15 protein-coding genes are annotated in these 23,508 nt (G+C 67.9%); 6 read left to right on the top strand and 9 right to left on the bottom strand.

Going from position 1 to position 23,508, the window contains the following annotated elements:
• Positions 1 to 73: 73 nt before the first annotated feature.
• From tuf to rpsL, 4 genes are all read right to left on the bottom strand, one after another.
• Positions 74 to 1,267 carry an elongation factor Tu gene (tuf, locus tag OG734_RS29930; RefSeq protein WP_006376004.1) on the bottom strand — a complete coding sequence of 398 codons (1,194 nt, stop codon included), beginning with the start codon at positions 1,265 to 1,267 and terminating at the stop codon, positions 74 to 76.
• A gap of 142 nt (positions 1,268 to 1,409) precedes the next feature.
• Positions 1,410 to 3,536, bottom strand: a complete 2,127-nt coding sequence (gene fusA / locus OG734_RS29925) for an elongation factor G (protein ID WP_330290568.1) — start codon at positions 3,534 to 3,536, stop codon at positions 1,410 to 1,412.
• A gap of 39 nt (positions 3,537 to 3,575) precedes the next feature.
• Positions 3,576 to 4,046 carry a 30S ribosomal protein S7 gene (rpsG, locus tag OG734_RS29920; RefSeq protein ID WP_005481264.1) on the bottom strand — a complete coding sequence of 157 codons (471 nt, stop codon included), beginning with the start codon at positions 4,044 to 4,046 and terminating at the stop codon, positions 3,576 to 3,578.
• Positions 4,047 to 4,048: 2 nt separating this feature from the next.
• The gene (rpsL, locus tag OG734_RS29915) at positions 4,049 to 4,420 is read right to left on the bottom strand and encodes a 30S ribosomal protein S12 (protein WP_003948652.1); all 372 of its coding nucleotides are present in this window, start codon (positions 4,418 to 4,420) and stop codon (positions 4,049 to 4,051) included.
• 415 nt (positions 4,421 to 4,835) lie between these two features.
• Between rpsL and OG734_RS29910 the strand changes: the two genes are divergently transcribed.
• From OG734_RS29910 to OG734_RS29885, 6 genes are all read left to right on the top strand, one after another.
• On the top strand, positions 4,836 to 5,546 hold the full coding sequence (locus OG734_RS29910; RefSeq protein WP_330293839.1) for a Crp/Fnr family transcriptional regulator: 711 nt from the start codon (positions 4,836 to 4,838) through the stop codon (positions 5,544 to 5,546).
• A gap of 225 nt (positions 5,547 to 5,771) precedes the next feature.
• The gene (locus OG734_RS29905) at positions 5,772 to 6,656 is read left to right on the top strand and encodes a hypothetical protein (protein ID WP_330290567.1); all 885 of its coding nucleotides are present in this window, start codon (positions 5,772 to 5,774) and stop codon (positions 6,654 to 6,656) included.
• Positions 6,653 to 8,980 carry a hypothetical protein gene (locus tag OG734_RS29900; RefSeq protein WP_330290566.1) on the top strand — a complete coding sequence of 776 codons (2,328 nt, stop codon included), beginning with the start codon at positions 6,653 to 6,655 and terminating at the stop codon, positions 8,978 to 8,980. The genes OG734_RS29905 and OG734_RS29900 overlap by 4 nt, the downstream gene beginning before the upstream one ends.
• A gap of 33 nt (positions 8,981 to 9,013) precedes the next feature.
• Complete coding sequence (locus OG734_RS29895) at positions 9,014 to 10,771, top strand: hypothetical protein (protein WP_330290565.1); 1,758 nt, start codon at positions 9,014 to 9,016, stop codon at positions 10,769 to 10,771.
• Positions 10,768 to 11,331 (top strand): Pycsar system effector family protein, encoded by a 564-nt coding sequence (locus OG734_RS29890; protein WP_330290564.1) that lies wholly within the window; start codon positions 10,768 to 10,770, stop codon positions 11,329 to 11,331. Before OG734_RS29895 ends, OG734_RS29890 begins: the two co-directional genes overlap by 4 nt.
• 47 nt (positions 11,332 to 11,378) lie before the next feature.
• Positions 11,379 to 13,109, top strand: a complete 1,731-nt coding sequence (locus tag OG734_RS29885) for a M48 family metalloprotease (protein WP_330290563.1) — start codon at positions 11,379 to 11,381, stop codon at positions 13,107 to 13,109.
• Between the two features lie 96 nt (positions 13,110 to 13,205).
• Here the strand turns inward: OG734_RS29885 and OG734_RS29880 are convergent, their stop codons facing one another.
• The 5 genes from OG734_RS29880 to OG734_RS29860 all read right to left on the bottom strand — a co-directional run bounded on the left by OG734_RS29880 (position 13,206) and on the right by OG734_RS29860 (position 23,465).
• Complete coding sequence (locus OG734_RS29880; RefSeq protein ID WP_330290562.1) at positions 13,206 to 17,105, bottom strand: DNA-directed RNA polymerase subunit beta'; 3,900 nt, start codon at positions 17,103 to 17,105, stop codon at positions 13,206 to 13,208.
• Positions 17,106 to 17,202: 97 nt separating this feature from the next.
• Complete coding sequence (gene rpoB / locus OG734_RS29875; protein WP_330290561.1) at positions 17,203 to 20,685, bottom strand: DNA-directed RNA polymerase subunit beta; 3,483 nt, start codon at positions 20,683 to 20,685, stop codon at positions 17,203 to 17,205.
• A gap of 618 nt (positions 20,686 to 21,303) precedes the next feature.
• A complete protein-coding gene (rplL, locus tag OG734_RS29870) occupies positions 21,304 to 21,687 on the bottom strand; it encodes a 50S ribosomal protein L7/L12 (protein ID WP_330290560.1) in 384 nt (127 codons plus the stop codon).
• Positions 21,688 to 21,797: 110 nt separating this feature from the next.
• Positions 21,798 to 22,328: a 50S ribosomal protein L10 gene (gene rplJ, locus OG734_RS29865; RefSeq protein WP_020132671.1), complete on the bottom strand. Its 531-nt coding sequence runs from the start codon at positions 22,326 to 22,328 to the stop codon at positions 21,798 to 21,800.
• 294 nt (positions 22,329 to 22,622) lie between these two features.
• Positions 22,623 to 23,465, bottom strand: a complete 843-nt coding sequence (locus tag OG734_RS29860) for a DUF1396 domain-containing protein (RefSeq protein WP_330290559.1) — start codon at positions 23,463 to 23,465, stop codon at positions 22,623 to 22,625.
• Positions 23,466 to 23,508 lie beyond the last annotated feature (43 nt).

Here is a 23,508-nt window from a genome sequence, read left to right as displayed (position 1 = left end):
ACGACCGAAGTCGTACGGGCCTCTTCAGGAAGCTCGTGAGAGCTACCAGGTCAGGCTGTCAAGCCAACAAGGACTACTTGTTGATCTTGATGACCTGGCCGGCGCCCACGGTCCGGCCACCCTCACGGATGGCGAACTTCAGGCCCTCTTCCATGGCGATGGGCTGGATGAGCTCAACGGTCATCTCAGTGTTGTCGCCCGGCATGACCATCTCGGTGCCCTCGGGGAGGGTCACGACGCCGGTCACGTCCGTGGTGCGGAAGTAGAACTGGGGGCGGTAGTTGTTGAAGAACGGCGTGTGACGGCCGCCCTCGTCCTTGGACAGGATGTACGCCTGCGCCTCGAACGAGGTGTGCGGGGTGACCGAGCCGGGCTTGATGATGACCTGGCCGCGCTCGACGTCCTCGCGCTTGATGCCACGGAGGAGCAGACCGACGTTCTCGCCCGCCTGGCCCTCGTCGAGCAGCTTGCGGAACATCTCGATGCCGGTGACCGTGGTGGTGGTCTTCTCCTGCTTGATGCCGATGATGTCAACGGTCTCGTTGACCTTCAGGACACCACGCTCGATACGGCCGGTGACGACCGTACCGCGACCAGTGATCGTGAAGACGTCCTCGACGGGCATGAGGAACGGCTTGTCGACGTCACGCTCGGGAGTCGGGATCGCCTCGTCGACGGCAGCCATGAGGTCGAGAACCGACTTGCCCCACTCGGCGTCGCCCTCGAGCGCCTTGAGCGCCGAGACCTTGACGACCGGCAGGTCGTCGCCCGGGAACTCGTACTCGGAGAGGAGCTCACGAACCTCGAGCTCAACGAGCTCCAGGATCTCCTCGTCGTCCACCATGTCGGCCTTGTTCAGCGCGACGACGATGTACGGCACGCCGACCTGGCGGGCCAGGAGCACGTGCTCCTTGGTCTGCGGCATCGGGCCGTCGGTGGCGGCCACGACCAGGATCGCACCGTCCATCTGCGCGGCACCGGTGATCATGTTCTTGATGTAGTCCGCGTGACCCGGGCAGTCGACGTGGGCGTAGTGACGACCCTCCGTCTGGTACTCGACGTGCGCGATCGAGATCGTGATACCGCGCTGACGCTCTTCAGGAGCCTTGTCGATCTGGTCGAAGGCCGAGGCCTCGTTCAGGTCGGGGTACTTGTCGTGCAGCACCTTGGTAATGGCGGCCGTGAGGGTCGTCTTACCGTGGTCGATGTGACCGATGGTGCCGATGTTGACGTGCGGCTTAGTCCGCTCGAACTTTGCCTTCGCCACTGGGGTCCTCCTGCGGAGTGGTTCTGGTACGCCTTACTCATCGGCGCCAGGTGATCTTTGCTGGGATGCCGCCCGCCGGGGTTTTCCCTCCCGGGTTGCCCCGGCGGTCGGTGTCAAGCCTAAAGCGTGTAAACGGGGTGTGTTACTCGCCCTTGGCCTTCGCGATGATCTCCTCGGCGACGTTCCGGGGAACCTCGGCGTAGGAGTCGAACTGCATCGAGTAGCTTGCGCGACCCGAGGTCTTGCTGCGGAGGTCACCGACGTAGCCGAACATCTCCGAGAGGGGCACGAGGCCCTTCACGACGCGGGCACCGGCACGCTCCTCCATGGCCTGGATCTGACCACGGCGGGAGTTGATGTCGCCAATGACTTCACCCATGTAGTCCTCGGGCGTGGTGACCTCAACGGCCATCATCGGCTCCAGGAGCACGGGGCTGGCCTTGCGCGCGGCCTCCTTGAAGGCCTGCGAGCCGGCGATCTTGAACGCCAGTTCGGAGGAGTCGACCTCGTGGTAGCCGCCGTCGAGAAGGATGACGCGGACGCCAGTCATCTCGTAGCCGGCCAGGATGCCGAACTGCATGGCCTCCTGCGCACCGGCGTCCACCGACGGGATGTACTCCCGCGGGATACGGCCACCGGTGACCTTGTTCACGAACTCGTACGAAGCGTCGCCGTCCACGATCGGCTCGATCGCGATCTGCACCTTGGCGAACTGACCGGTACCACCGGTCTGCTTCTTGTGCGTGTAGTCGTGACGCTCGACGGCCTTGCGGATCGTCTCGCGGTACGCGACCTGCGGCTTGCCGACGTTGGCCTCGACCCTGAACTCGCGCTTCATACGGTCGACCAGCACCTCGAGGTGCAGCTCGCCCATACCGCCGAGGATGGTCTGGCCGGTCTCCTCGTCCGAGTGAACGTGGAAGGAGGGGTCCTCCTCCGCGAGACGCTGGATGGCTACACCCAGCTTCTCCTGGTCACCCTTGGACTTGGGCTCGATGGCGACCTGGATGACCGGCGCCGGGAAGTCCATGGACTCCAGGATCACCGGGTTCTTGTCATCGCAGAGCGTCTCGCCGGTCGTGGTCTGCTTCAGACCCATCACGGCGACGATGTCGCCGGCGCCCACCGCTTCGATCTCCTCACGCTTGTTCGCGTGCATACGGTAGATCTTGCCGATGCGCTCCTTCTTGCCCTTGACGGAGTTCAGCACGGCAGTGCCGGTCTCCAGGCGGCCCGAGTAAACCCGGACGAAGGTGAGCTTGCCCAGGTGCGGGTCGCTCATGATCTTGAACGCCAGCGCGGACAACGGCTCGTCCACGGACGGCTTGCGCTTGACGACGACCTCGGGGTCCTTGACGTCGTGGCCTTCGATGGCCTCGACGTCGAGCGGGGTCGGCAGGTAGCGCACGACCGCGTCGAGCAGGGGCTGGACGCCCTTGTTCTTGAACGCGGTGCCACAGAACACCGGGGTGACCGTGATGCCGTTGGACTTGCCGGACGCGATGGTGATGCGACGGATCGCGGCGTACAGCTGCTCCTCGGTGGGCTCCTGGCCCTCCAGGAACAGCTCCATGATGTCGTCGTCGTGCTCCGCGACGGCCTCGACCAGCTTGCCGCGGTACTCCTCGGCAGCCTCGGTGTGCGTGGCCGGGATGTCGACGACGTCGTACATCTCGCCCTTGGCCGCCTCGGCGGACCACACGAGCGCCTTCATGCGGACCAGGTCCACAACGCCCTTGAAGTCCATCTCGGCACCGATCGGAAGCTGCATGATCAGCGGAACCGCACCGAGGCGGTCCTTGATCATGTCGACGCAGCGGTGGAACTCCGCGCCGGTCCGGTCGAGCTTGTTGACGAAGCAGATACGCGGCACGCCGTAACGGTCGGCCTGACGCCACACCGTCTCGGACTGCGGCTCGACACCCGCAACGCCGTCGAACACGGTGACGGCACCGTCGAGGACGCGCAGCGAGCGCTCTACCTCAACGGTGAAGTCGACGTGCCCGGGGGTGTCGATGATGTTGATCGTGTAGTCGTTGTCCTCAAGCGGCCAGTGACAGGTGGTGGCAGCAGAGGTGATCGTGATGCCACGCTCCTGCTCCTGCTCCATCCAGTCCATGGTGGCAGCGCCGTCGTGGACTTCACCGATCTTGTAGCTGACGCCGGTGTAGAAGAGGATCCGCTCAGTGGTGGTCGTCTTACCCGCGTCGATGTGAGCCATGATCCCGATGTTGCGGACCCTGGCCAGGTCAAGTGAAGTGGTAGCCATAAGGCTTCGGTCTTCTCTCGGTCTCGATGTGGGCTGCGACTACCAGCGGTAGTGCGCGAAGGCCTTGTTGGACTCGGCCATCTTGTGGGTGTCCTCGCGCTTCTTGACGGCCGCACCGAGGCCGTTCGAAGCGTCGAGAAGCTCGTTGAGCAGACGCTCGGTCATGGTCTTCTCGCGACGGGCGCGGGAGTAACCGACCAGCCAGCGCAGCGCGAGCGTGTTGGCGCGACCGGGCTTGACCTCGATCGGAACCTGGTACGTCGCACCACCGACACGGCGGGACTTGACCTCGAGGGTCGGCTTGATGTTCTCGAGCGCGCGCTTCAGCGTGATGACCGGGTCGTTGCTGGTCTTCTCGCGCAGGCCCTCCATGGCGCCGTACACGATGCGCTCGGCGGTGGAGCGCTTGCCGTTCAGCAGCACCTTGTTGATCAGCGACGTGACAAGAGGAGAACCGTAGACCGGGTCGATGATGACCGGGCGCTTCGGGGCGGGGCCCTTACGAGGCATTTCTACTTCTCCTTCTTGGCGCCGTAGCGGCTGCGGGCCTGCTTGCGGTTCTTGACACCCTGGGTGTCAAGGGAGCCGCGGATGATCTTGTAGCGAACACCGGGCAGGTCCTTCACACGGCCACCACGCACGAGCACGATGGAGTGCTCCTGCAGGTTGTGTCCCTCACCCGGAATATAAGCGGTGACCTCGATCCCGCTGGTCAGACGCACACGCGCGACCTTACGCAGGGCCGAGTTCGGCTTCTTCGGGGTGGTCGTGAACACACGCGTGCAGACACCACGGCGCTGGGGAGAACCCTCGAGCGCGGGCGTCTTGTTCTTCTCGACCTTGTCTTGCCGGCCCTTCCGGACCAGCTGCTGGATCGTAGGCACTACTTCTCCGGTTTCTGTGTGCCGATGGTGAAGCTAACCTGGAACGACGCCGACCCACGCGGTCGGGTGTGTCGAATACTGCAGATCCCCGCCGCGAGGCGGGAAGGGCGCAGATTGCGGTGGTCACTTACGGCTCCCCGCGCGGTTCGAAGGCACGCACGAGGGCCAGGGCACACCCCAGGCACAAGGTCTGAGCGTACCTACCTCAACGACTTCGGTCAAAACAAATGGAAGCCGGTACGACACGCCGGGCTCCGGACCGCTCTCGAGCCCGCCTTTGACTCCTTGTGGCAGCTTGCGCCAGCTTTTGGTCGTTTGAGAGCCACGGTGGCTGAATCGCGCCCTTTACAGCCCCGTGGACTTGCCCGTTCAGTACCTTGATCCGTCCGCTGCGACGATTCGGGGGCAGAGCGTGATGAGGACGGCCGCGTACTCACTGGACGACGGGGGCCTGGACGACCGGGTGCCCTTCCTCGCCCGCCTTGAACAAGAGGACCGCACGGCCCTCCTGTCCCTGGGCCGCGAGATGAATTTCGCCACCCGGGTGGCCCTGATCCACCAGAGCGAGCCCTCCTCCCACGTCCTCTTCCTCGTCCAGGGCTGGACAAAGGTCACCGCGTCGGCCGCCAACGGCTACGAGGCACTCCTCTCGCTGCGCGGCCCCGGCGACATAGTCGGCGAGTCCGCGGCGCTCACCGGGCGCCCCCGGTCGGCCACGGTGACCGCGCTGGAGGCGGTGCGGGCGGTGGCCGTGGAACACGAACGCTTCAAGGACTTCCTGGGCCGTTCACCAGCAGTTTCGTTCGCCCTGCTGGGCCTCACCGCCGACCGCACCCGCGCCGCGGACCGCCGCCGCCTGGAGTTCGCGTCCATGAACGTAAGGGAACGCTTCGCGATCCTCCTCCTCGACCTCGCCCGCACCCACGGCCGCCGCACCCCCGAGGGCATCGAACTCTCCGTCCCGCTGAGCAAGCAGGAACTGGCGGGTTCGGTGGGCGCGTCGAGGGAGATGGTCCAGCGGCTGCTGCGGGAACTGCGCGAGAAGGAGGCGGTGGAGACGGGGAGGCGGGCGCTGCTGATACGCAGGCCGGACATTCTGCGAAAGATCGCGGCGGCGGAGGGTTGAGCATCTCCAGCCCGTCCGGCGTTTGAGGACGAGGCCCCTTCAGGGCCGAAGCGGGGGTCGGGGGGGGGCGGCAGCCCCCAGGTACGGCGCCCACACCCACTCCCCGCGCCCCGCAGAGCGTTCTGTGTATCCCGTCACACTCCGACTGCGTCATCCGCCCTCACCGCACACGGCCCACACCCACCACGCTGCTGCAAGCAACCCCCACAGTGTCGAAGGGCGACCATGAACGACCCCCTGAGCCGCACGATCCTGCTGCTGGACATAGAGAGGTTCAGCGACCGGGACGACGTCGAGCAGGCATACCTGCGGCGCATGCTCTACGACATCACCGACCGCGCACTCGAAAGCGCCGGTATCGACGAGACCCGCCGCCTGCGCGCCGACCGCGGGGACTCCGTGATGGAGCTCATCGACGCGAACGCCCCGGTCACCGCCCTGCTGCGGGCCCTCCTCGTGGACGTCCCGGCGCAGTTGCGCGTCGTCAACCGTATGGCGTCCAGCTCGGCCCAGATCCGGCTGCGCGGGGTCGTCGCCACGGGGTACGTGGCCGTGGACGAGCACGACGGCTGGGTCGGCACCGACCTGAACAACGCCTGCCGCCTGCTGGACGCCCAGCTGCTGCGCGCCGCCCTGCGCGAACGCCCCCACGACTTCGCGCTGCTCGTCTCGGACGGCCTGTACACCGGCGTCGTACGGCATGACCATCCCGGCATCCCGGCCGACGAGTTCCACCCGGTCGGGGTGGACACCAAGAACGGCCCGATGAGGGCGTGGCTGCACGGCCCGCTGCCCAGCGGCCACAGGGCAGCCCCGGCCGGTACGGCCGACCAGGACCACCGTGGCACGGGGGCGGGGGAGGCGCCGGGCGGTTCGGGGGACCGCCCGGCGCCACAGACCCCGCCGGCACCGGAGGCGACGGAGTCACCGAGAGTCCCCGTGCAGGGCACCTCCCCCGAGAGCCGCCCCGCCCCGGGCCCCGTCTTCAACTTCAACGGTGCCGTGAACATAGGCGGCAGCGTGGTGACCGGCGACCAGCACGGCGTCAGCGGCGGCCAGGTCACCGGGGACGTCAACCTGGGCGGCCGCAACGGGAGTGACGGCTCATGAGCACCCCTGACGCGGCGGAGGCCCCGCGCCCCGGGCCCGCCGCCGACCCGGCAGCCTCCGACGACGGCAAGGACGGCAGAGACGGCACCGCCAAGGACTCCAAGGACTCGAAGGAGTCCAAGGAGGCCGACGGCTCCGAGGGATCGGAGGAGCGCGAACAGCCCCAGACCGCCTGGTCGGCCCGGCGCGACCTGATCGACCACAGCCCCCGGACGATGCAGTTCGGCGGCAGCGCCGGCTTCGGCGGCAGCGCGGTCGCCGGCCACCAGCACGGCGTCAGCGGCGGCCAGGTCACCGGGGACGTGATCATGGGCAGCAAGACGGAGATCCACCAGTGGTCGATACCCGGGTTCTCCGCCCCGTCCGCCGCTGCCTCCGCCTCGGGTGAGGTCCCGCAGACCACGCTCGACCGGCTCGCCGCCTCGTTCGTCGCCGCCGACGAGACCATCGAGGCCCTGCTCACCCGCCTGCGCCGGGACCGCGTCCTCGTCCTGTCGGGCGCCCGCTTCACCGGCAGACACACGGCCGCCCTGATGCTCCTGCACCGGCTCGGGGCGGCGCCCATACACACCCTCGACCGCGACACGAACCCGAGCACCCTGGCGGACAAGTTCACCGCGCCGGACGGCACCGCGGAGAGAACCGCAGACGGAACCGCCACGGGAACCACCGGAGGAGCCCGGGCCCACCCCCGCGGCTACGTCCTCGCCGACCTCGTCACCCGCCGCGACCGCCCCCTCCGCGAGCACCATCTCCTCGCCGCCTGCGACCGCCTCACCGCGCAGGACGCGTACCTCGTCGTCACCGTCGGCCCGACGGCCGTCCTGGAGGACGTACCGGTCGTCAACTGGCAGCCGCCGGACACGGCAGACGTACTGGCCGCCCATCTCCGCACCCGCGTCGCCTCCGCCACCGATGACAAGGAGGCGACGGCGGCGAAGCTGCTCGAACTCCCGGACGTCACCGAGTTCCTGAGCCGCAGTCACCAACTCCGCGAGGTGGCCGCGTTCGCCCAGCTGCTCGGCCGGTACGCGGCCGGCGAGGTCGCCGAGAACGCCGTCGCCCAGTTCTCCCTGATCTCCCTGGAGAACCAGGTCCAGGAGTGGTTCGAGGAGGACGAGGCGTCGATCCATCTGCGCGACAAGGCATTCCTGGTCGCACTGGCCGCGTTCGACGACGGCCCGTACGCCCTCACCGCCGAACTCAGCGATCTGCTCTACCGGTTCCTCCAGCAGACCCAGAACCCGGTGGGCGTCCCCGAGGTCCCCGTCTTCGGCACCCACATCGGCAAGCGCCTCCAACTCGCCCGCGCCGAGCGGTACGAGGACGACGAACACACCGAGTGGGGCCCGGTGACCCAGCAGAAGGCCCGGTTCGTCGACGACCGCGCCTCCCTCGTACTCCTGCGCGAGGTCTGGACGGGCCACCCCTCCGCGCGCCCCGCGCTGATCGACTGGCTGCGCCGGCTGGCCGACGACGGGCGCCCTCTCGTCCGTACCCGGGCCGCGTCCACAGTGGCCGTCCTGGCCCGCACGGACCTGCCCTCGGCCATGGCCCTGGTCATCGAACCCTGGGCGACCTCCAACCGCTTCCGGCACCGCCTGGTGGCCGTCAACGCCCTCACCCTCGCCCATCTCATCGACACGCCGAACATCCCGCGCATCCTCGACGAGTGGTCCAAGGGCGAGGACCGGCGGCTGCGCTGGGTGGCCGTACGGGCGTACGCGCTGATCGGCGCCGAACGCCCCGAGCAGGCCCTCGCCGCGCTGCGCACCGCGGCCCGCGGCCTGTACCGGGACCTCGCCGACCCGGACGACTTCGACCGCGAGATGGCCCGCGAACTCGGCGAGGCCGTCGCCCTGTTGCTCCTCTCCGAGGCCAGCGACCGTGTCCTCGCCGAGCTGCGTCTGCACCTCCCCGACGACCGCCCGGTGCACGACCTGACCATCGGCGGCTTCGTCAGCGCCTGCCGCCACACCCAGGACGACGAGCGGTACGGCCATCCGCTGGTCCTCGGCTGGTACGCGCAGTCGGCCACCGAGGGCTCGGCCGCCGCCCACGGCATCCCGTTCCTGTGGCGGGCGGCCCTGGGCGACCCGAACGCGACCCGGCACGCCCTCGACGTGCTGCGCGAGTGGGTCCTCATCGCCGACCGCTCCACGACCACGGAATGGGCCCTGGCGGCCCTGCTCCCGACCCTGGTCACCACCCCGGCGGAGTACCAGCGCCTGGGCCACCTCCTGCGGACGATGCCGGGCGAGGACGGCGCCGCCCCACCTGCGGTGGCGGCCCGCCTCCTGACGACGCTCCCCGTCCGCCAGTAAGTCACGTCCCCGCTCACCGAGGAGCAACGCACGATGCCCGCCTTCCACCGCCCGCCCGAGTGGCAGCAGTCCGCCGACCGGCACACCCAGCTGATCGACCCGGTGCTCACCGTGCGGCAGCTGTCGCGCTTCGAACTCTCCCTGAAGTCGACGGTCCGCATCGACCACGCACTCGTCTTCGCGACCGCCAAGGGCGGCTACGAGGCCTACCTCCCGCCCCGCCGCCCGACGCGCAGCGAGATCGCCGCCCGCCACTACACGGCGGTGTACGAGGTCGACATGGGCGTGCACCCGTTCTCCGGCACGCTCACGCTCCCCAGTGACAACGACGCTTTCGAGTTCTCGGCCGAGATCGACATGTCCTGGCAGGTCATCGACCCGGCCCGGTTCGTGGGCAGCGGCCACCGGGACGTACCGGGCCTGCTCATCGGCGAACTCCAGCGCGCGGCCCGCCCGGTGAGCCGACGCTTCCCGATCGCGGACAGCGCGGCGGCGGAGGGGGAGCTCCTCCAGGCGATCAACGTCCTGGGCCCGCTGGGCGCCCCGGCAGGACTCCAGGCCACCTGGACCCTGCGCCTGCGCCGCGACCAGGAGAACATCGACCACCAGCGCCGCCTCCAGGCGATCGACCACTCGGCGACCGAGCAGGTGCGGGCGGCCCAGCGCGGCTCCGAGGTCGACGTGGAGGTGGACCGCCGCAACCGCCAGCAGGACGCCCTCCAGATCGAGCGCGGGATGTCGTACGGCGCCCAGCAGCAGCACCTGGCCCTCCAGCAGCAGCGCTGGGACTACGAGCAGGCGGCCCTGCAGAGCAGCCAGCAGCACCAGCTCTCCATCCAACAGGGGCACCAGGAACTGGAGTTGCAGCAGATAGAGGCCCAGAAGATCGCCTTCTACCAGTACCACCTGCAACAGGGCGGCGTGCAGGCCTGGGCCCTCCACCTCGCCCAGCACCCCGAGGACTCCCGCCTGGTCATGACGAGCATGCGTGACGACCAACTCCGCATGATCCAGGCCCAGATGGACCTGGTGAAGGATCTGCTGCACGGCGACAACGCGGAGAAGTTCGAACTGGAGGGCCCCAAGCAACTGGCCCTGCGCACGGTCAGCGACATCCTCAACCAACGCCTCCCCGGCGTCCCCCAGACACCTCCACCGCTCCCGGGCGGCGACCCGGCCCTGGGCGACCCGTACGCGGCGTACGGCCAGGGGGCGCCCGGGGTGCCGGCGCAGCCGGGATTCGTCCCGGGGCAGCCCCTCCCCGGCCGCCTCGACCCCTCGCACGCGCACCCCGGCCACGCCCCCGGCGGCCCCGCCCCCGAGCCCGCCGACCAGCCCCCGAGCGACGCACCCCCGGCCCAGGCGACCCAGCCGCCGGTGCCTCCGACCGCCCCGCCCGGCCAGGCGCCGGCCACCCCCGCCTGGGGCACCCAGCCGCCGACAGGCCCGTATCAGGGCGCCCCGCAGCCCTCCGCGCCCGCCCCCGGCACCGCGGCGCCCTACGGAGCCGCCCCCGCGTACGGCGCCCCGGGCTCCGCAGGATTCCCCGGCGCCCCCACCCTCCCCGCCTACACCCCACCGGCCCCGCCCACTCCCCCGCCGTACCAGCAGGCGTACGCCGCGCCCCAGACCCCGGGCGCCTACGGCACTCCCGCGGCCCCCGCCTGGCAGCCGCCCCCGGGCTACGGCACCACCCCGACGCTCCCCGACCAGCAGAACGCGGCGGTGGACGAGCCGGCCGAAGGCCCCGGTGACGGAACCAAGCAGGACAGGGCAGGCAGCGGCACATGACGACGCTCGACCCGAGCCCCACCCCGGCGCCGCCCCCACCACCAGGCACCCCTGCCGACCCCGCCGACCCCCCGCCCACCCAGCTCTGCGAGCGCCTCCTCGCGGACCTCCGTACGGAGATCGCCCGCGCCGACAGCAAGGCGTCCGTCCTGGTGGCGGCGCTCGGGATGACCGCCGGTGTGTTCAGCGGGCTGCTCGCCGGGCGGAACTGGAACCCGGCCGCGCTCACCGCCTTCGGCACCGTGGTCTGGAGTGCCGGGGCCGCGTCCCTGGTGCTGTCCCTGTTCTCGCTGCTCCTCGCCGTGCTGCCCCGCTACCGTTCCGAACCCTGGACGCCGGGCCAGCCCCTCTCCTACTTCGGCGACATCCAACAGGCCGTGCGCCTCGGCCAGTTGGAGACAGCGCTCGCCGACACCCAGCGCGACCCCACGGCCGCACTCACCTCGGCGCTCACCGAGACGAGCCGCATCGCCGCGCGCAAGCACCAGTGGATCCGTACCGGCCTGATCTCCTTCTGCACCGGCACGCTCCTCCTCCCCGCCTCGCTGCTCATCGGCTGAACACACCGGATCGCTCAGTCACCGTCCCCGGCACGTGAAGGAAGACCATGACCCACCCACCCTCGTCCCGACCGGAATACCCCGAGCCCTCCGAGCAGCCCCTGTTCCCGCCGACGTACCCCGAGCAGCCCGCTCCCACATACCCACAGACCGCGCAGGCCCCGCAGCAACCACCCCAGCACCAGAACCCGGCCCAGCCACCCTCCTACCCGGCTTCCACCCAGCCCCCGGCCCACCCGGGCTCGCCCCAACCACCGTCATCCCCGGACGCGGCTAAACCACCGTCATACCCGGACACCGCCCGGTCCCCGGCCTACCCGAGCGCGACCGAACCGTCCCAGTACCCGGACGCGGCCAAACCACCGTCATACCCGGACCCGGCCCAGCCACCCTCGTACCCGGATTCGGCCCAGCCACCCTCGTACCCGGACCCGGCCCAGCAGCCCCAGTACCCGGGCTTCGCCGAGCCCCCGGCCTACCCAGGTTCGCCCCAGCATTCCCGGCACCCCGACGCCCCCCAACCCCCCGCCCAGCCAGGCTCGCCCCAGCAACCCCAGCACCCGAACGCCGCCCAACCCCCCACCTACCCAGGCGCACCCCAGCAACCCCAGGCCTACCAGGGCGCGACCCCTACCCCGCCCCAGGCGCCCACCTACCCGGGCACCGACCCCACCCAGCCCCCGCCCTACCCCCAGGCCGCCACCGCCCAGGCCGTCCCCCCGCAGTACGCGCCCCCGCAGCAACCCCCGAGCACACCCGCCCCGCCCGACCAGGGCTTCACGCCCCCCACCGCGCCCGAAGCTCCTCCCGCGCCCCCCGCCGAGCACCCCCACCACATCTCCACCGACCGCGGGCGCGTCCACATCTCCGCCCACCAGCGCCGCACCGACGCCACCGCCGTGGGCAACCTCCTCCTCTACCTCCCGAACTTCCTCTGCAGCCTCCTCGTCGTCAGCATGTTCTCCCTCTTCTTCGGCGACCTCGCGTTCCTCGTGATCATCGCCTGGATACTGAGCGGCGCACTCGTCTTCCACCGGCCCACCGAAAGCGCCCTCGCGCGCCGTTTGCTCCACCTGCGCTACCCCACTCCGCAAGAACGAGCCAAACTCGAACCGGTCTGGCGCGAGGTCACCGCCCGCGCGGGTGTCGAGGGCCGCAACTACGAGCTCTGGGTCGAGGACAGCGACGGCCTGAACGCGGTCGCCGCCGCCGGCCACATCGTCGGCGTCACCCGCTTCGCCATGAACGAGCTGCCCAACGGCGAACTCGCCGCCGTCATGGCACACGAGCTCGGCCACCACGTCGGCGGCCACGCCTGGTCGGGGCTCCTCGGCTACTGGTACGCGCAGCCCGGTCGCCTCGCCTGGCGGTTCCTGCGCGCCTTCTCCGTGTTCGTCTTCAAGGTGTCCCGCGCCTTCTCCTGCTTCGGTGTCGGCTTCGTCGTGCTCGTCCTCGGCGGCATCGCCATGGCGACCATCAGCACCCTGTACGGCCTGCCCCTGCTGATCCTCGGGGTTCCGTACGCACTCGCCGCCGTCGGCCGCCGCGCCGAACTCCGCGCCGACGAGCACGCGGCGGCCCTCGGCTTCGCCCCGATGCTGGCCTCCGTACTCGACAAGCTCCACCAGGAGGAGCAGCGGCAGACCGCCGCGCTCGCCGCGCTCAACAACGGTGTGGCGCCCCAGGAGAGCCCGCTGAGCAAGCTGCTCTCCTCCCACCCGGACCACCACACCCGGCTGCACCACCTTCAGCCGTACCTGCAGCAACAACAGCGCTGAGCCCGGACACGCCGAAGGGCGGCCACCCCGCAACCGGGGTGACCGCCCTTCGTACAACCAACTACCAACTGGCAACTACCAACCAGTGACTACCGCTTACTGGTTGTACGGACCGTAGTCGTAGTCCTCCAGCGGAACGGCCTGGCCGGAGCCCGTGCCGAACGGCGAGTAGTCGATGTCGTCGTAGCCGACGGCCGAGTACATCGCGGCCTTGGCCTCCTCGGTCGGCTCGACCCGGATGTTGCGATAGCGGGACAGACCCGTACCGGCCGGGATGAGCTTACCGATGATGACGTTCTCCTTGAGGCCGATGAGGCTGTCGGACTTGGCGTTGATCGCCGCGTCCGTCAGAACTCGGGTCGTCTCCTGGAAGGAGGCGGCCGACAGCCAGGATTCCGTCGCCAGCGAGGCCTTGGTGATACCCATCAGCTGCGGACGGCCGGAGGCCGGGTGGCCGCCTTCCTGGACCACACGACGGTTCTCGGTCTCGAACTTGCCACGCTCGACCAGCTCGCCGGGCAGCAGCTCGGCGTCGCCGGACTCGATGATCGTCACGCGGCGGAGCATCTGCCGGATGATGATCTCGATGTGCTTGTCGTGGATCGACACACCCTGCGAGTTGTAGACCTTCTGGACCTCGCCGACCAGGTGGACCTGGACCGCGCGCTGACCGAGGATCCGCAGCACGTCGTGCGGGTTGGTGGCACCGAAGGTGAGCTTCTGGCCCACCTCGACGTGGTCACCCTCACGCACCATGACCTTGGCGCGCTTCGAGATCGGGAACGCCGTCTCGTCGCTGCCGTCGTCCGGGGTGATGACGATCTTCTTGGTCTTCTCGGTCTCCTCGATACGGACGCGGCCGGCCGCCTCCGAGATCGGGGCGACACCCTTGGGCGTACGAGCCTCGAAGAGCTCGACGACACGGGGCAGACCCTGGGTGATGTCGTCACCGGCCACACCACCGGTGTGGAAGGTACGCATCGTCAGCTGGGTACCGGGCTCACCGATGGACTGGGCGGCGATGATGCCGACCGCCTCACCGATGTCGACCAGCTTGCCGGTGGCCAGCGAACGGCCGTAGCACATGGCGCAGGTGCCGACGGCGGACTCGCAGGTCAGGACCGAGCGGGTCTTGACCTCCTCGACGCCGTGCCTGACCAGCTCGTCGATGAGGACGTCACCGAGGTCGGTGTTGGCCGGGGCCAGCACGCGTCCGTCGATGGTGATGTCCTCGGCCAGCGCACGGGCGTACACCGACGTCTCGACGTTCTCGGTCTTGCGCAGCACACCGGCTTCGTCGCGCTCGGCGATCGCCAGCTTGAGGCCGCGGTCGGTGCCGCAGTCCTCCTCGCGGATGATGACGTCCTGCGAGACGTCCACCAGACGACGGGTGAGGTAACCCGAGTCGGCGGTACGCAGAGCGGTGTCGGCGAGACCCTTACGGGCACCGTGGGTGGAGATGAAGTACTCCAGCACGGACAGGCCCTCGCGGAAGGACGCCTTGATGGGACGAGGAATCGTCTCGTTCTTGGCGTTCGACACCAGACCACGCATACCGGCGATCTGCCGCATCTGCATCATGTTTCCTCGGGCACCCGAGTCAACCATCATGAAGATGGGGTTCGTCTTGGGGAAGTTCGCGTTCATCGCCTCGGCAACCTCGTTGGTCGCCTTGGTCCAGATCGCGATGAGTTCCTGCGTGCGCTCGTCCTTGGTGATCAGACCGCGCTCGTACTGCTTCTGAACCTTCTCGTCCTGGGCCTCGTAGCCCTTGACGATCTCCTTCTTCGCCTCGGGAACGACGATGTCGGAGATGGCCACGGTGACACCGGAGCGCGTGCCCCAGTAGAAGCCGGCCGCCTTCAGGTTGTCGAGCGTCGCCGCCACGATGACCTTGGGGTAGCGCTCGGCGAGGTCGTTGACGATCTCACCGAGCTGCTTCTTGCCCACCGAGTAGTCGACGAACGGGTAGTCCTCGGGCAGCAGCTCGTTGAAGAGCGCGCGGCCCAGGGTGGTGCGCAGGCGGAAGGTGTCCCCCTGCTGCCACTCGGGCTCGTTCTCGTCACGGGCCGGCGGGGTCCAGCCGCGCGGCGGGATGGTGCCCACCGGGAAGCGGATGTCGACGGCCGACTGGAGCGCGAGCTCGCCGTTGTCGAACGCCATGGTCGCCTCGGCGGTGGAGCCGAACGCGCGGCCCTCGCCCTTGACGTCACGCAGTTCACCGTCGGTGGTGAGGAAGAACAGACCGAGGACCATGTCCTGGGTCGGCATCGTCACCGGACGGCCGTCGGCGGGCTTGAGGATGTTGTTCGAGGACAGCATCAGGATGCGGGCCTCGGCCTGCGCCTCCGCGGAGAGCGGCAGGTGCACGGCCATCTGGTCACCGTCGAAGTCCGCGTTGAACGCGGTGCAGACGAGCGGGTGGATCTGGATGGCCTTGCCCTCGACGAGCTGCGGCTCGAAGGCCTGGATGCCGAGGCGGTGCAGCGTGGGCGCACGGTTCAGCAGCACCGGGTGCTCGGCGATGACCTCTTCGAGGACGTCGTACACGACGGTGCGGCCGCGCTCGACCATGCGCTTGGCGCTCTTGATGTTCTGCGCGTGGTTCAGGTCGACCAGGCGCTTCATCACGAACGGCTTGAAGAGCTCCAGCGCCATCGCCTTCGGCAGACCGCACTGGTGCAGCTTCAGCTGCGGACCGACGACGATCACGGAACGCGCGGAGTAGTCCACACGCTTGCCGAGCAGGTTCTGACGGAATCGACCCTGCTTGCCCTTCAGCATGTCGCTGAGGGACTTCAGCGGGCGGTTACCGGGACCGGTGACCGGACGGCCACGACGGCCGTTGTCGAACAGCGCGTCAACGGCCTCCTGAAGCATGCGCTTCTCGTTGTTCACGATGATCTCGGGAGCACCGAGGTCGAGAAGCCGCTTCAGACGGTTGTTCCGGTTGATCACACGGCGGTACAGGTCGTTCAGGTCGGAGGTCGCGAAGCGGCCACCGTCCAGCTGCACCATCGGGCGAAGGTCCGGCGGGATGACCGGGACGCAGTCGAGAACCATGCCCTTGGGGCTGTTGGAGGTCTGCAGGAACGCAGACACGACCTTCAGCCGCTTCAGGGCGCGGGTCTTCTTCTGGCCCTTGCCGGTACGGATGATCTCGCGGAGGCGCTCGGCCTCTTCATCCAGGTCGAAGGACTCCAGGCGCTTCTGCAGCGCCGCGGCACCCATCGAACCGTCGAAGTAGGTCCCGAAGCGGTCGCGCAGCTCGCGGTAGAGCAGCTCGTCGCCCTCCAGGTCCTGGACCTTGAGGTTCTTGAACCGGGTCCACACCTCGTCGAGACGGTCGATCTCGCGCTGCGAACGGTCCCGCAGCTGCTTCATCTCCCGCTCGGCACCTTCGCGCACCTTGCGGCGTACGTCGGCCTTGGCACCCTCGGCCTCCAGCTCGCCCAGGTCGCTTTCCAGCTTCTTGGCGCGGGCTTCGAGGTCGGAGTCGCGGCGGTTCTCGATCTGCTGCCGCTCGACGGAGACATGCGCCTCCAGGGAGGGCAAGTCACGGGTACGACGCTCGTCGTCGACGAACGTGATCATGTACGCCGCGAAGTAGATGACCTTCTCGAGGTCCTTCGGGGCGAGGTCGAGCAGATAGCCCAGCCGCGACGGAACGCCCTTGAAGTACCAGATGTGGGTGACGGGGGCGGCGAGCTCGATGTGGCCCATCCGCTCACGACGCACCTTGGCGCGAGTGACCTCGACGCCACAGCGCTCACAGATGATGCCCTTGAAGCGGACGCGCTTGTACTTGCCGCAGTAGCACTCCCAGTCCCGGGTCGGACCGAAGATCTTCTCGCAGAAGAGTCCGTCCTTTTCGGGCTTGAGCGTGCGGTAGTTGATCGTCTCGGGCTTCTTGACCTCGCCGTGGCTCCACTGACGGATGTCGTCCGCCGTAGCCAGGCCGATCCGGAGCTCGTCGAAGAAGTTGACGTCGAGCACTATGCGTCAATCCCTCTCAGGGTTGTAAGTCATGGGGTCTGATTCGGGGGTCCTGGGGCCGGCGGGCCTTGATCGCTCAAGGCCCGCCGAACTCCCGTCAGACCTCTTCGACGCTGCTCGGCTCACGCCGGGACAGGTCGATGCCGAGCTCCTCCGCCGCGCGGAAGACGTCCTCGTCGGTGTCACGCATTTCGATGGACATACCGTCACTGGACAGCACCTCCACGTTGAGGCAGAGAGACTGCATCTCCTTGATGAGCACCTTGAAGGACTCGGGGATGCCGGGCTCGGGGATGTTCTCGCCCTTGACGATGGCCTCGTAGACCTTCACGCGGCCGGTCACGTCGTCGGACTTGATGGTCAGCAGCTCCTGGAGGGCGTACGCGGCGCCGTATGCCTCCAGCGCCCACACCTCCATCTCACCGAATCGCTGGCCACCGAACTGGGCCTTACCACCCAGCGGCTGCTGGGTGATCATCGAGTACGGACCGGTCGAACGGGCGTGCAGCTTGTCGTCGACCAGGTGGTGGAGCTTGAGGATGTACATGTAACCGACGGAGACGGGCTCCGGGAACGGCTCGCCGGAGCGGCCGTCGAACAGCGGGGCCTTACCGGTCGGGAGCACCATGCGCGAACCGTCGCGGTTCGGGATGGTGTGGTTCAGCAGACCCGCCAGCTCGTCCTCACGCGCACCGTCGAAGACGGGGGTGGCGACGTTGGTGCCGGGGGCGACCACGTCGGCCTCGATGGCCTGGAGGCGCTGCGCCCAGTCGTCCGCAAGCCCGGAGACGTCCCAGCCGCGACTGGCGAGCCAGCCGAGGTGGATCTCCAGCACCTGTCCCGGGTTCATTCGGGACGGCACACCGAGCGGGTTGAGGATGATGTCGACCGGAGTTCCGTCCTCGAGGAACGGCATGTCCTCGATCGGAAGGATCTTCGAGATAACACCCTTGTTGCCGTGGCGGCCGGCGAGCTTGTCACCGTCCGTGATCTTGCGCTTCTGCGCCACGTAGACCCGAACCAGCTGGTTCACGCCCGGCGGCAGCTCGTCGCCCTCCTCACGGTCGAAGACGCGGACGCCGATGACCTTGCCGATCTCACCGTGCGGCACCTTCAGCGAGGTGTCGCGCACTTCGCGCGCCTTCTCACCGAAGATCGCGCGGAGCAGGCGCTCCTCGGGGGTCAGCTCGGTCTCACCCTTGGGCGTGACCTTGCCGACGAGGATGTCGCCGGCGACGACCTCGGCACCGATGCGGATGATGCCGCGCTCGTCGAGGTCGGCGAGGACCTCCTCGGAGACGTTCGGGATGTCCCGGGTGATCTCCTCGGGGCCGAGCTTGGTGTCACGGGCGTCGACCTCGTGCTCCTCGATGTGGATCGAGGAGAGGACGTCGTCCTGCACGAGGCGCTGCGACAGGATGATCGCGTCCTCGTAGTTGTGACCCTCCCACGGCATGAAGGCGACGAGCAGGTTCTTGCCCAGCGCCATCTCGCCTTCCTGGGTGGCCGGCCCGTCGGCGAGAACCTGGTTCTCGACGACCCGGTCGCCCTCGTTGACGACAACCTTCTGGTTGACCGAGGTGCCCTGATTGGAGCGGGAGAACTTCGCGACGCGGTACGTGGTGTACGTGCCGTCGTCGTTGGCGACGGTGACGTAGTCCGCGGAGACCTCCTGGACCACACCCGCCTTCTCGGCCTTGATGACGTCGCCGGCGTCGACGGCGCAGCGGTACTCCATGCCCGTACCGACGAGGGGGGCCTCGGCGGTGATCAGCGGCACGGCCTGGCGCATCATGTTCGCGCCCATGAGGGCACGGTTGGCGTCGTCGTGCTCCAGGAAGGGGATCATCGCGGTGGCGACGGACACCATCTGGCGCGGCGAGACGTCCATGTAGTCGACGTCGTCGCCCGGGATGTAGTCGATCTCGCCGCCACGGCGGCGGACGAGAACGCGGGACTCCTCGAAGCGCATGTCCTCGGAGAGGATCGCGTTCGCCTGGGCGATGACGAAGCGGTCTTCCTCGTCGGCGGTCAGGTAGTCGACGTCGTCGGTGACGACACCCTCGACGACCTTGCGGTACGGGGTCTCGACGAACCCGAACGCGTTGACCCGGCCGTAGGAGGCGAGCGAGCCGATCAGACCGATGTTCGGGCCTTCAGGGGTCTCGATCGGGCACATGCGGCCGTAGTGCGAGGGGTGCACGTCACGGACCTCGAAGCCGGCCCGCTCACGGGAGAGACCACCCGGGCCAAGCGCCGACAGACGGCGCTTGTGGGTGAGACCCGACAGCGGGTTGTTCTGGTCCATGAACTGCGACAGCTGGCTGGTGCCGAAGAACTCCTTGATGGAGGCGACGACCGGCCGGATGTTGATCAGGGTCTGCGGCGTGATCGCCTCGACGTCCTGAGTCGTCATGCGCTCGCGGACGACACGCTCCATACGCGCCAGACCCGTACGGACCTGGTTCTGGATGAGCTCGCCGACGTTGCGCAGACGACGGTTGCCGAAGTGGTCGATGTCGTCGGTCTCGACGACCATCGTCGTGCCGTTGTTGCCAACGGTCTCGGTCTCACCGGCGTGCAGCTTCACCAGGTACTTGATCGTCGAGATGATGTCCTCGACGGTCAGCACACCGGCGTCCAGCGGGGCCTCGCCGCCCAGCTTCTTGTTGACCTTGTAACGGCCGACCTTGGCGAGGTCGTAGCGCTTCGGGTTGAAGTACAGGTTCTCCAGAAGCGTCTGCGCGGCCTCACGGGTCGGCGGCTCGCCCGGACGGAGCTTGCGGTAGATGTCGAGCAGCGCGTCGTCCTGGCCCTGGGTGTGGTCCTTCTCCAGGGTGGCGCGCATCGACTCGTACTCGCCGAACTCCTCGAGGATCTGCTCGGTCGTCCAGCCGAGAGCCTTGAGGAGGACGGTGACGGACTGCTTGCGCTTGCGGTCGATGCGGACACCGACCATGTCGCGCTTGTCGATCTCCATCTCGAGCCAGGCACCCCGGGAGGGGATCACCTTGGACGCGAAGATGTCCTTGTCGGACGTCTTGTCGATGGAGGAGTCGAAGTAGACACCCGGCGAACGGACCAGCTGCGACACCACGACACGCTCGGTGCCGTTGATGACGAAGGTGCCCTTGTTGGTCATGAGCGGGAAGTCGCCCATGAAGACCGTCTGGGACTTGATCTCGCCGGTCTCGTTGTTGGTGAACTCGGCCGTGACGAAGAGCGGCGCGGAGTACGTGAAGTCACGGTCCTTGCACTCGTCGATCGAGTTCTTCGGAGGCTCGAAGCGGTGGTCGCGGAACGTCAGGGACATCGACCCGGAGAAGTCCTCGATCGGGGAGATCTCCTCGAAGATCTCCTCCAGACCGGACTTGGTGGGGACGTCCTGTCCGCTGTCCAGAGCCGCCTCGACACGAGCCTTCCACGCGGCGTTACCGAGCAGCCAGTCGAAGCTCTCGGTTTGCAGCGCAAGGAGGTTCGGAACCTCGAGGGGCTCCTTGATCTTTGCAAAAGAGATGCGCAGCGGGGCAGTGCTGGCGCCGTAGTTCGTATTCGCGGAGGCAGTGCGCGAGGCGGCCAAGAGGGGGTCCTTCCGAGGGCTCGGACTCACTACGCGCGTACCGGCCCCCCACTGGGGCACAGAGACAGGCGCTCCACGAACCAGCCGGGAAAGGCCAGGTCGGAGAAGGTCCGATCGTCGGTGCTCAAGCGAGGGCATGCCCCTGGTGACGGGCAGGAGGCAGCTAACAGGCAGCGCAAAGGGTCAGTGTAGCCACTTGGCCCACTGATGTCCAGTGCGGGTTTTTGAAGACCCTCGTTGTTCTCAACCCCTGCTGCAAGCCACGCCCTCGATGCACATCGATCCTGCCCTCTTCGCCACCGATCCATGCCTCGGATTCGGATCCTTGTGACGACGCGTCCTGAGAATTGCGCGCTGCGTGCGGTTCGTCAAGGCCTCCATACCCAAACCCGGTGCTGCCATCGTCACGTGCGGCACGTCACCAGGGGCGTTCGGAGGCACAACGAAGATCACCTTACTCGCCGTCACCGAGCCTGCAAGGCAGCCACGACCCGACCCCTCGAACGCCGAAGAGCGACCACCCAGATGGATGATCGCTCTTCACAGCTTCAGCGTTACAGGGCTATCGGGAGCCCCTGCTCAGCGTCCACGAGAGTCCTCAGCGGACCCTCGATGGGGTCACTTGACCTCGACGCCCGCGCCGGCGGCCTTGAGGGACTCGGCAGCCTTCTCGGCGGCCTCCTTGGTGACCTTCTCGAGAACGGGCTTCGGGGCGCCGTCCACGAGGTCCTTGGCCTCCTTGAGACCCAGCGAGGTCAGCTCACGCACGACCTTGATGACCTGGATCTTCTTCTCGCCGGCACCGGTGAGGATGACGTCGAACTCGTCCTGCTCCTCGGCGACCTCAGCGGCGGCGGCCGGGCCGGCCGGGGCAGCGGCGACCGCGGCGGCGGCGGTGACGTCGAACTTCTCCTCGAAGGCCTTCACGAACTCGGAGAGCTCGATGAGGGTGAGGGTCTCGAACTGCGCGAGCAGCTCTTCCTGGGACAGCTTCGTCGCCATGATGGGCGATCCTTCCAGTCAATTCGGCAGGTGCCGATGTAAGTGTCGGCGGGCGTACGTTCGGCCCGCGTCGACCACCGCGTCAGGCGGCGGTCAGAGTGCGAGCCGAATTACTCGGCACCGCCCTGCTCGGCCAGCTTGACGCGAAGCGCTTCCGCGGTGCGGACGAACTTCGACGGGAGCGCCTGGAAGAGCGAGGCAGCCTGAGACTGCTTGCCCTTCATGGCGCCCGCCAGCTTGGCGAGCAGAACCTCGCGGGACTCGAGGTCCGCAAGCTTCTTGATCTCGTCGGCGGACAGCGCCTTACCGTCAAGGACACCGCCCTTGATGACGAGGTTGGGGTTGTCCTTGGCGAAGTCACGAAGACCCTTCGCCGACGTCACCGGGTCACCGGTGATGAAGGCAACCGCCGTCGGACCGTTGAACAGGTCGTCGAGCGTCGAGATCCCGGCCTCGTTGGCCGCGATCTTGGTCAGCGTGTTCTTCACCACGGCGTACTGGGCGTCTTCACCGAGCGAACGACGCAGCGTCTTGAGCTGCGCCACGGTGAGACCCCGGTACTCGGTCAGCACAGCGGCGTTCGAGCTGCGGAACTGGTCCGCGAGCTCGGCTACCGCGGCAGCCTTGTCGGGCCTTGCCATAAGCGTGGCCTCCTTCCGGGTGATGAGGACCGCTCAGAAGGAGACTGGGAAAACGAAACGCCCCGGCGCAGGCGCACGGGGCGTGAGCTCGACCAACCGAATTCCGTGAGCGGAGTCCGTCCGGGAGCACATCCACAGTCACCTGCGCGGGTCGTCCGCAATTCAGCGGATCCTTCGGCCACCGCACCTTCTTACGAAGACACGGCAACGACCAGCGGTCTTTGGCTTCTGGACGAGAGTACGTGAACGGCTCACCGACAAGCAAATCCGCCTGTTCGCAGCAGTCCGGGCGTCTCAGCCCTCCTGCGCTCCCTTCATCATCGCGGCCAGGTCAGCGACATCCTTGGCAGGCGGCTCAACGATGCTCACGGGCTTGTTGACGTCGTCGAAGGTGACGGTCATGTCGAGGGGGCCCTTGTCGGCCTGGCCGCGCAGCCGGAACTGCTTGGTGAGCTCGCCCGCGCCGATCCACATGTCCATCGTGAACTTGTCGATACCCAGCTTCTCGAACCGCTCAAGGCTCTTCTCGCGCATCTCGCGCCTCGCCTTGCTCTGGGACTTGATGGCTTCGCGGAACTGGTCGAAGGTGACCGTGCCCGCGTAATGGGTGGTCTTCTCCCCGTCCACGGTCTCCGTGCCGACCTCCTTCACATCCTTCGAGCCGGTGAGGAAGGTGGACTCCTGGGCGGGGTTCCTGTCGGCCTGCCCAGCGGCCCCGAGGGAACCGCCACCGGCGCCACCCGCGCCGCTCAGCGCGGCCATGTCGAACTTGATCCAGCTCTTGCCGTCCATCTCCTTGGCGGCCGCCGCGCCCCCGCCTATGAACATCGCCTTGTCGACGAGACGGATCTCGGCCGTGCCGTCGGCGCCCTTGTCGAGGGCGGTGATCTTCATGCTCATCGCCACGTCGGGCTTGAGGCGCATCTTGGCGTCGGCCTTGACGCGGCCCTCCCCAGGCATCTTGCCGGTCATCCGGTAGCTGAGGGAGGTGATGTCCTCCACGTTCTTCGCCGCCTTCGCGACGGCCGCCGCCGGCGTCATCTTCGGCGACTCCTCCGAGGCGCCCTTGGAACAGGCGACAGCGCCCGTACCGATGAGCAGCACGGCGAGGCCTACACGTACAGAAGAAGCACCCATGATTCCCCCCAAGGAACACTGTGAACACACGGTCGATTCACAG

Source organism: Streptomyces sp. NBC_00576, from assembly GCF_036345175.1.
Classification (GTDB): Bacteria; Actinomycetota; Actinomycetes; order Streptomycetales; family Streptomycetaceae; genus Streptomyces.
This window is presented reverse-complemented; position numbering and strand designations above follow the sequence as displayed.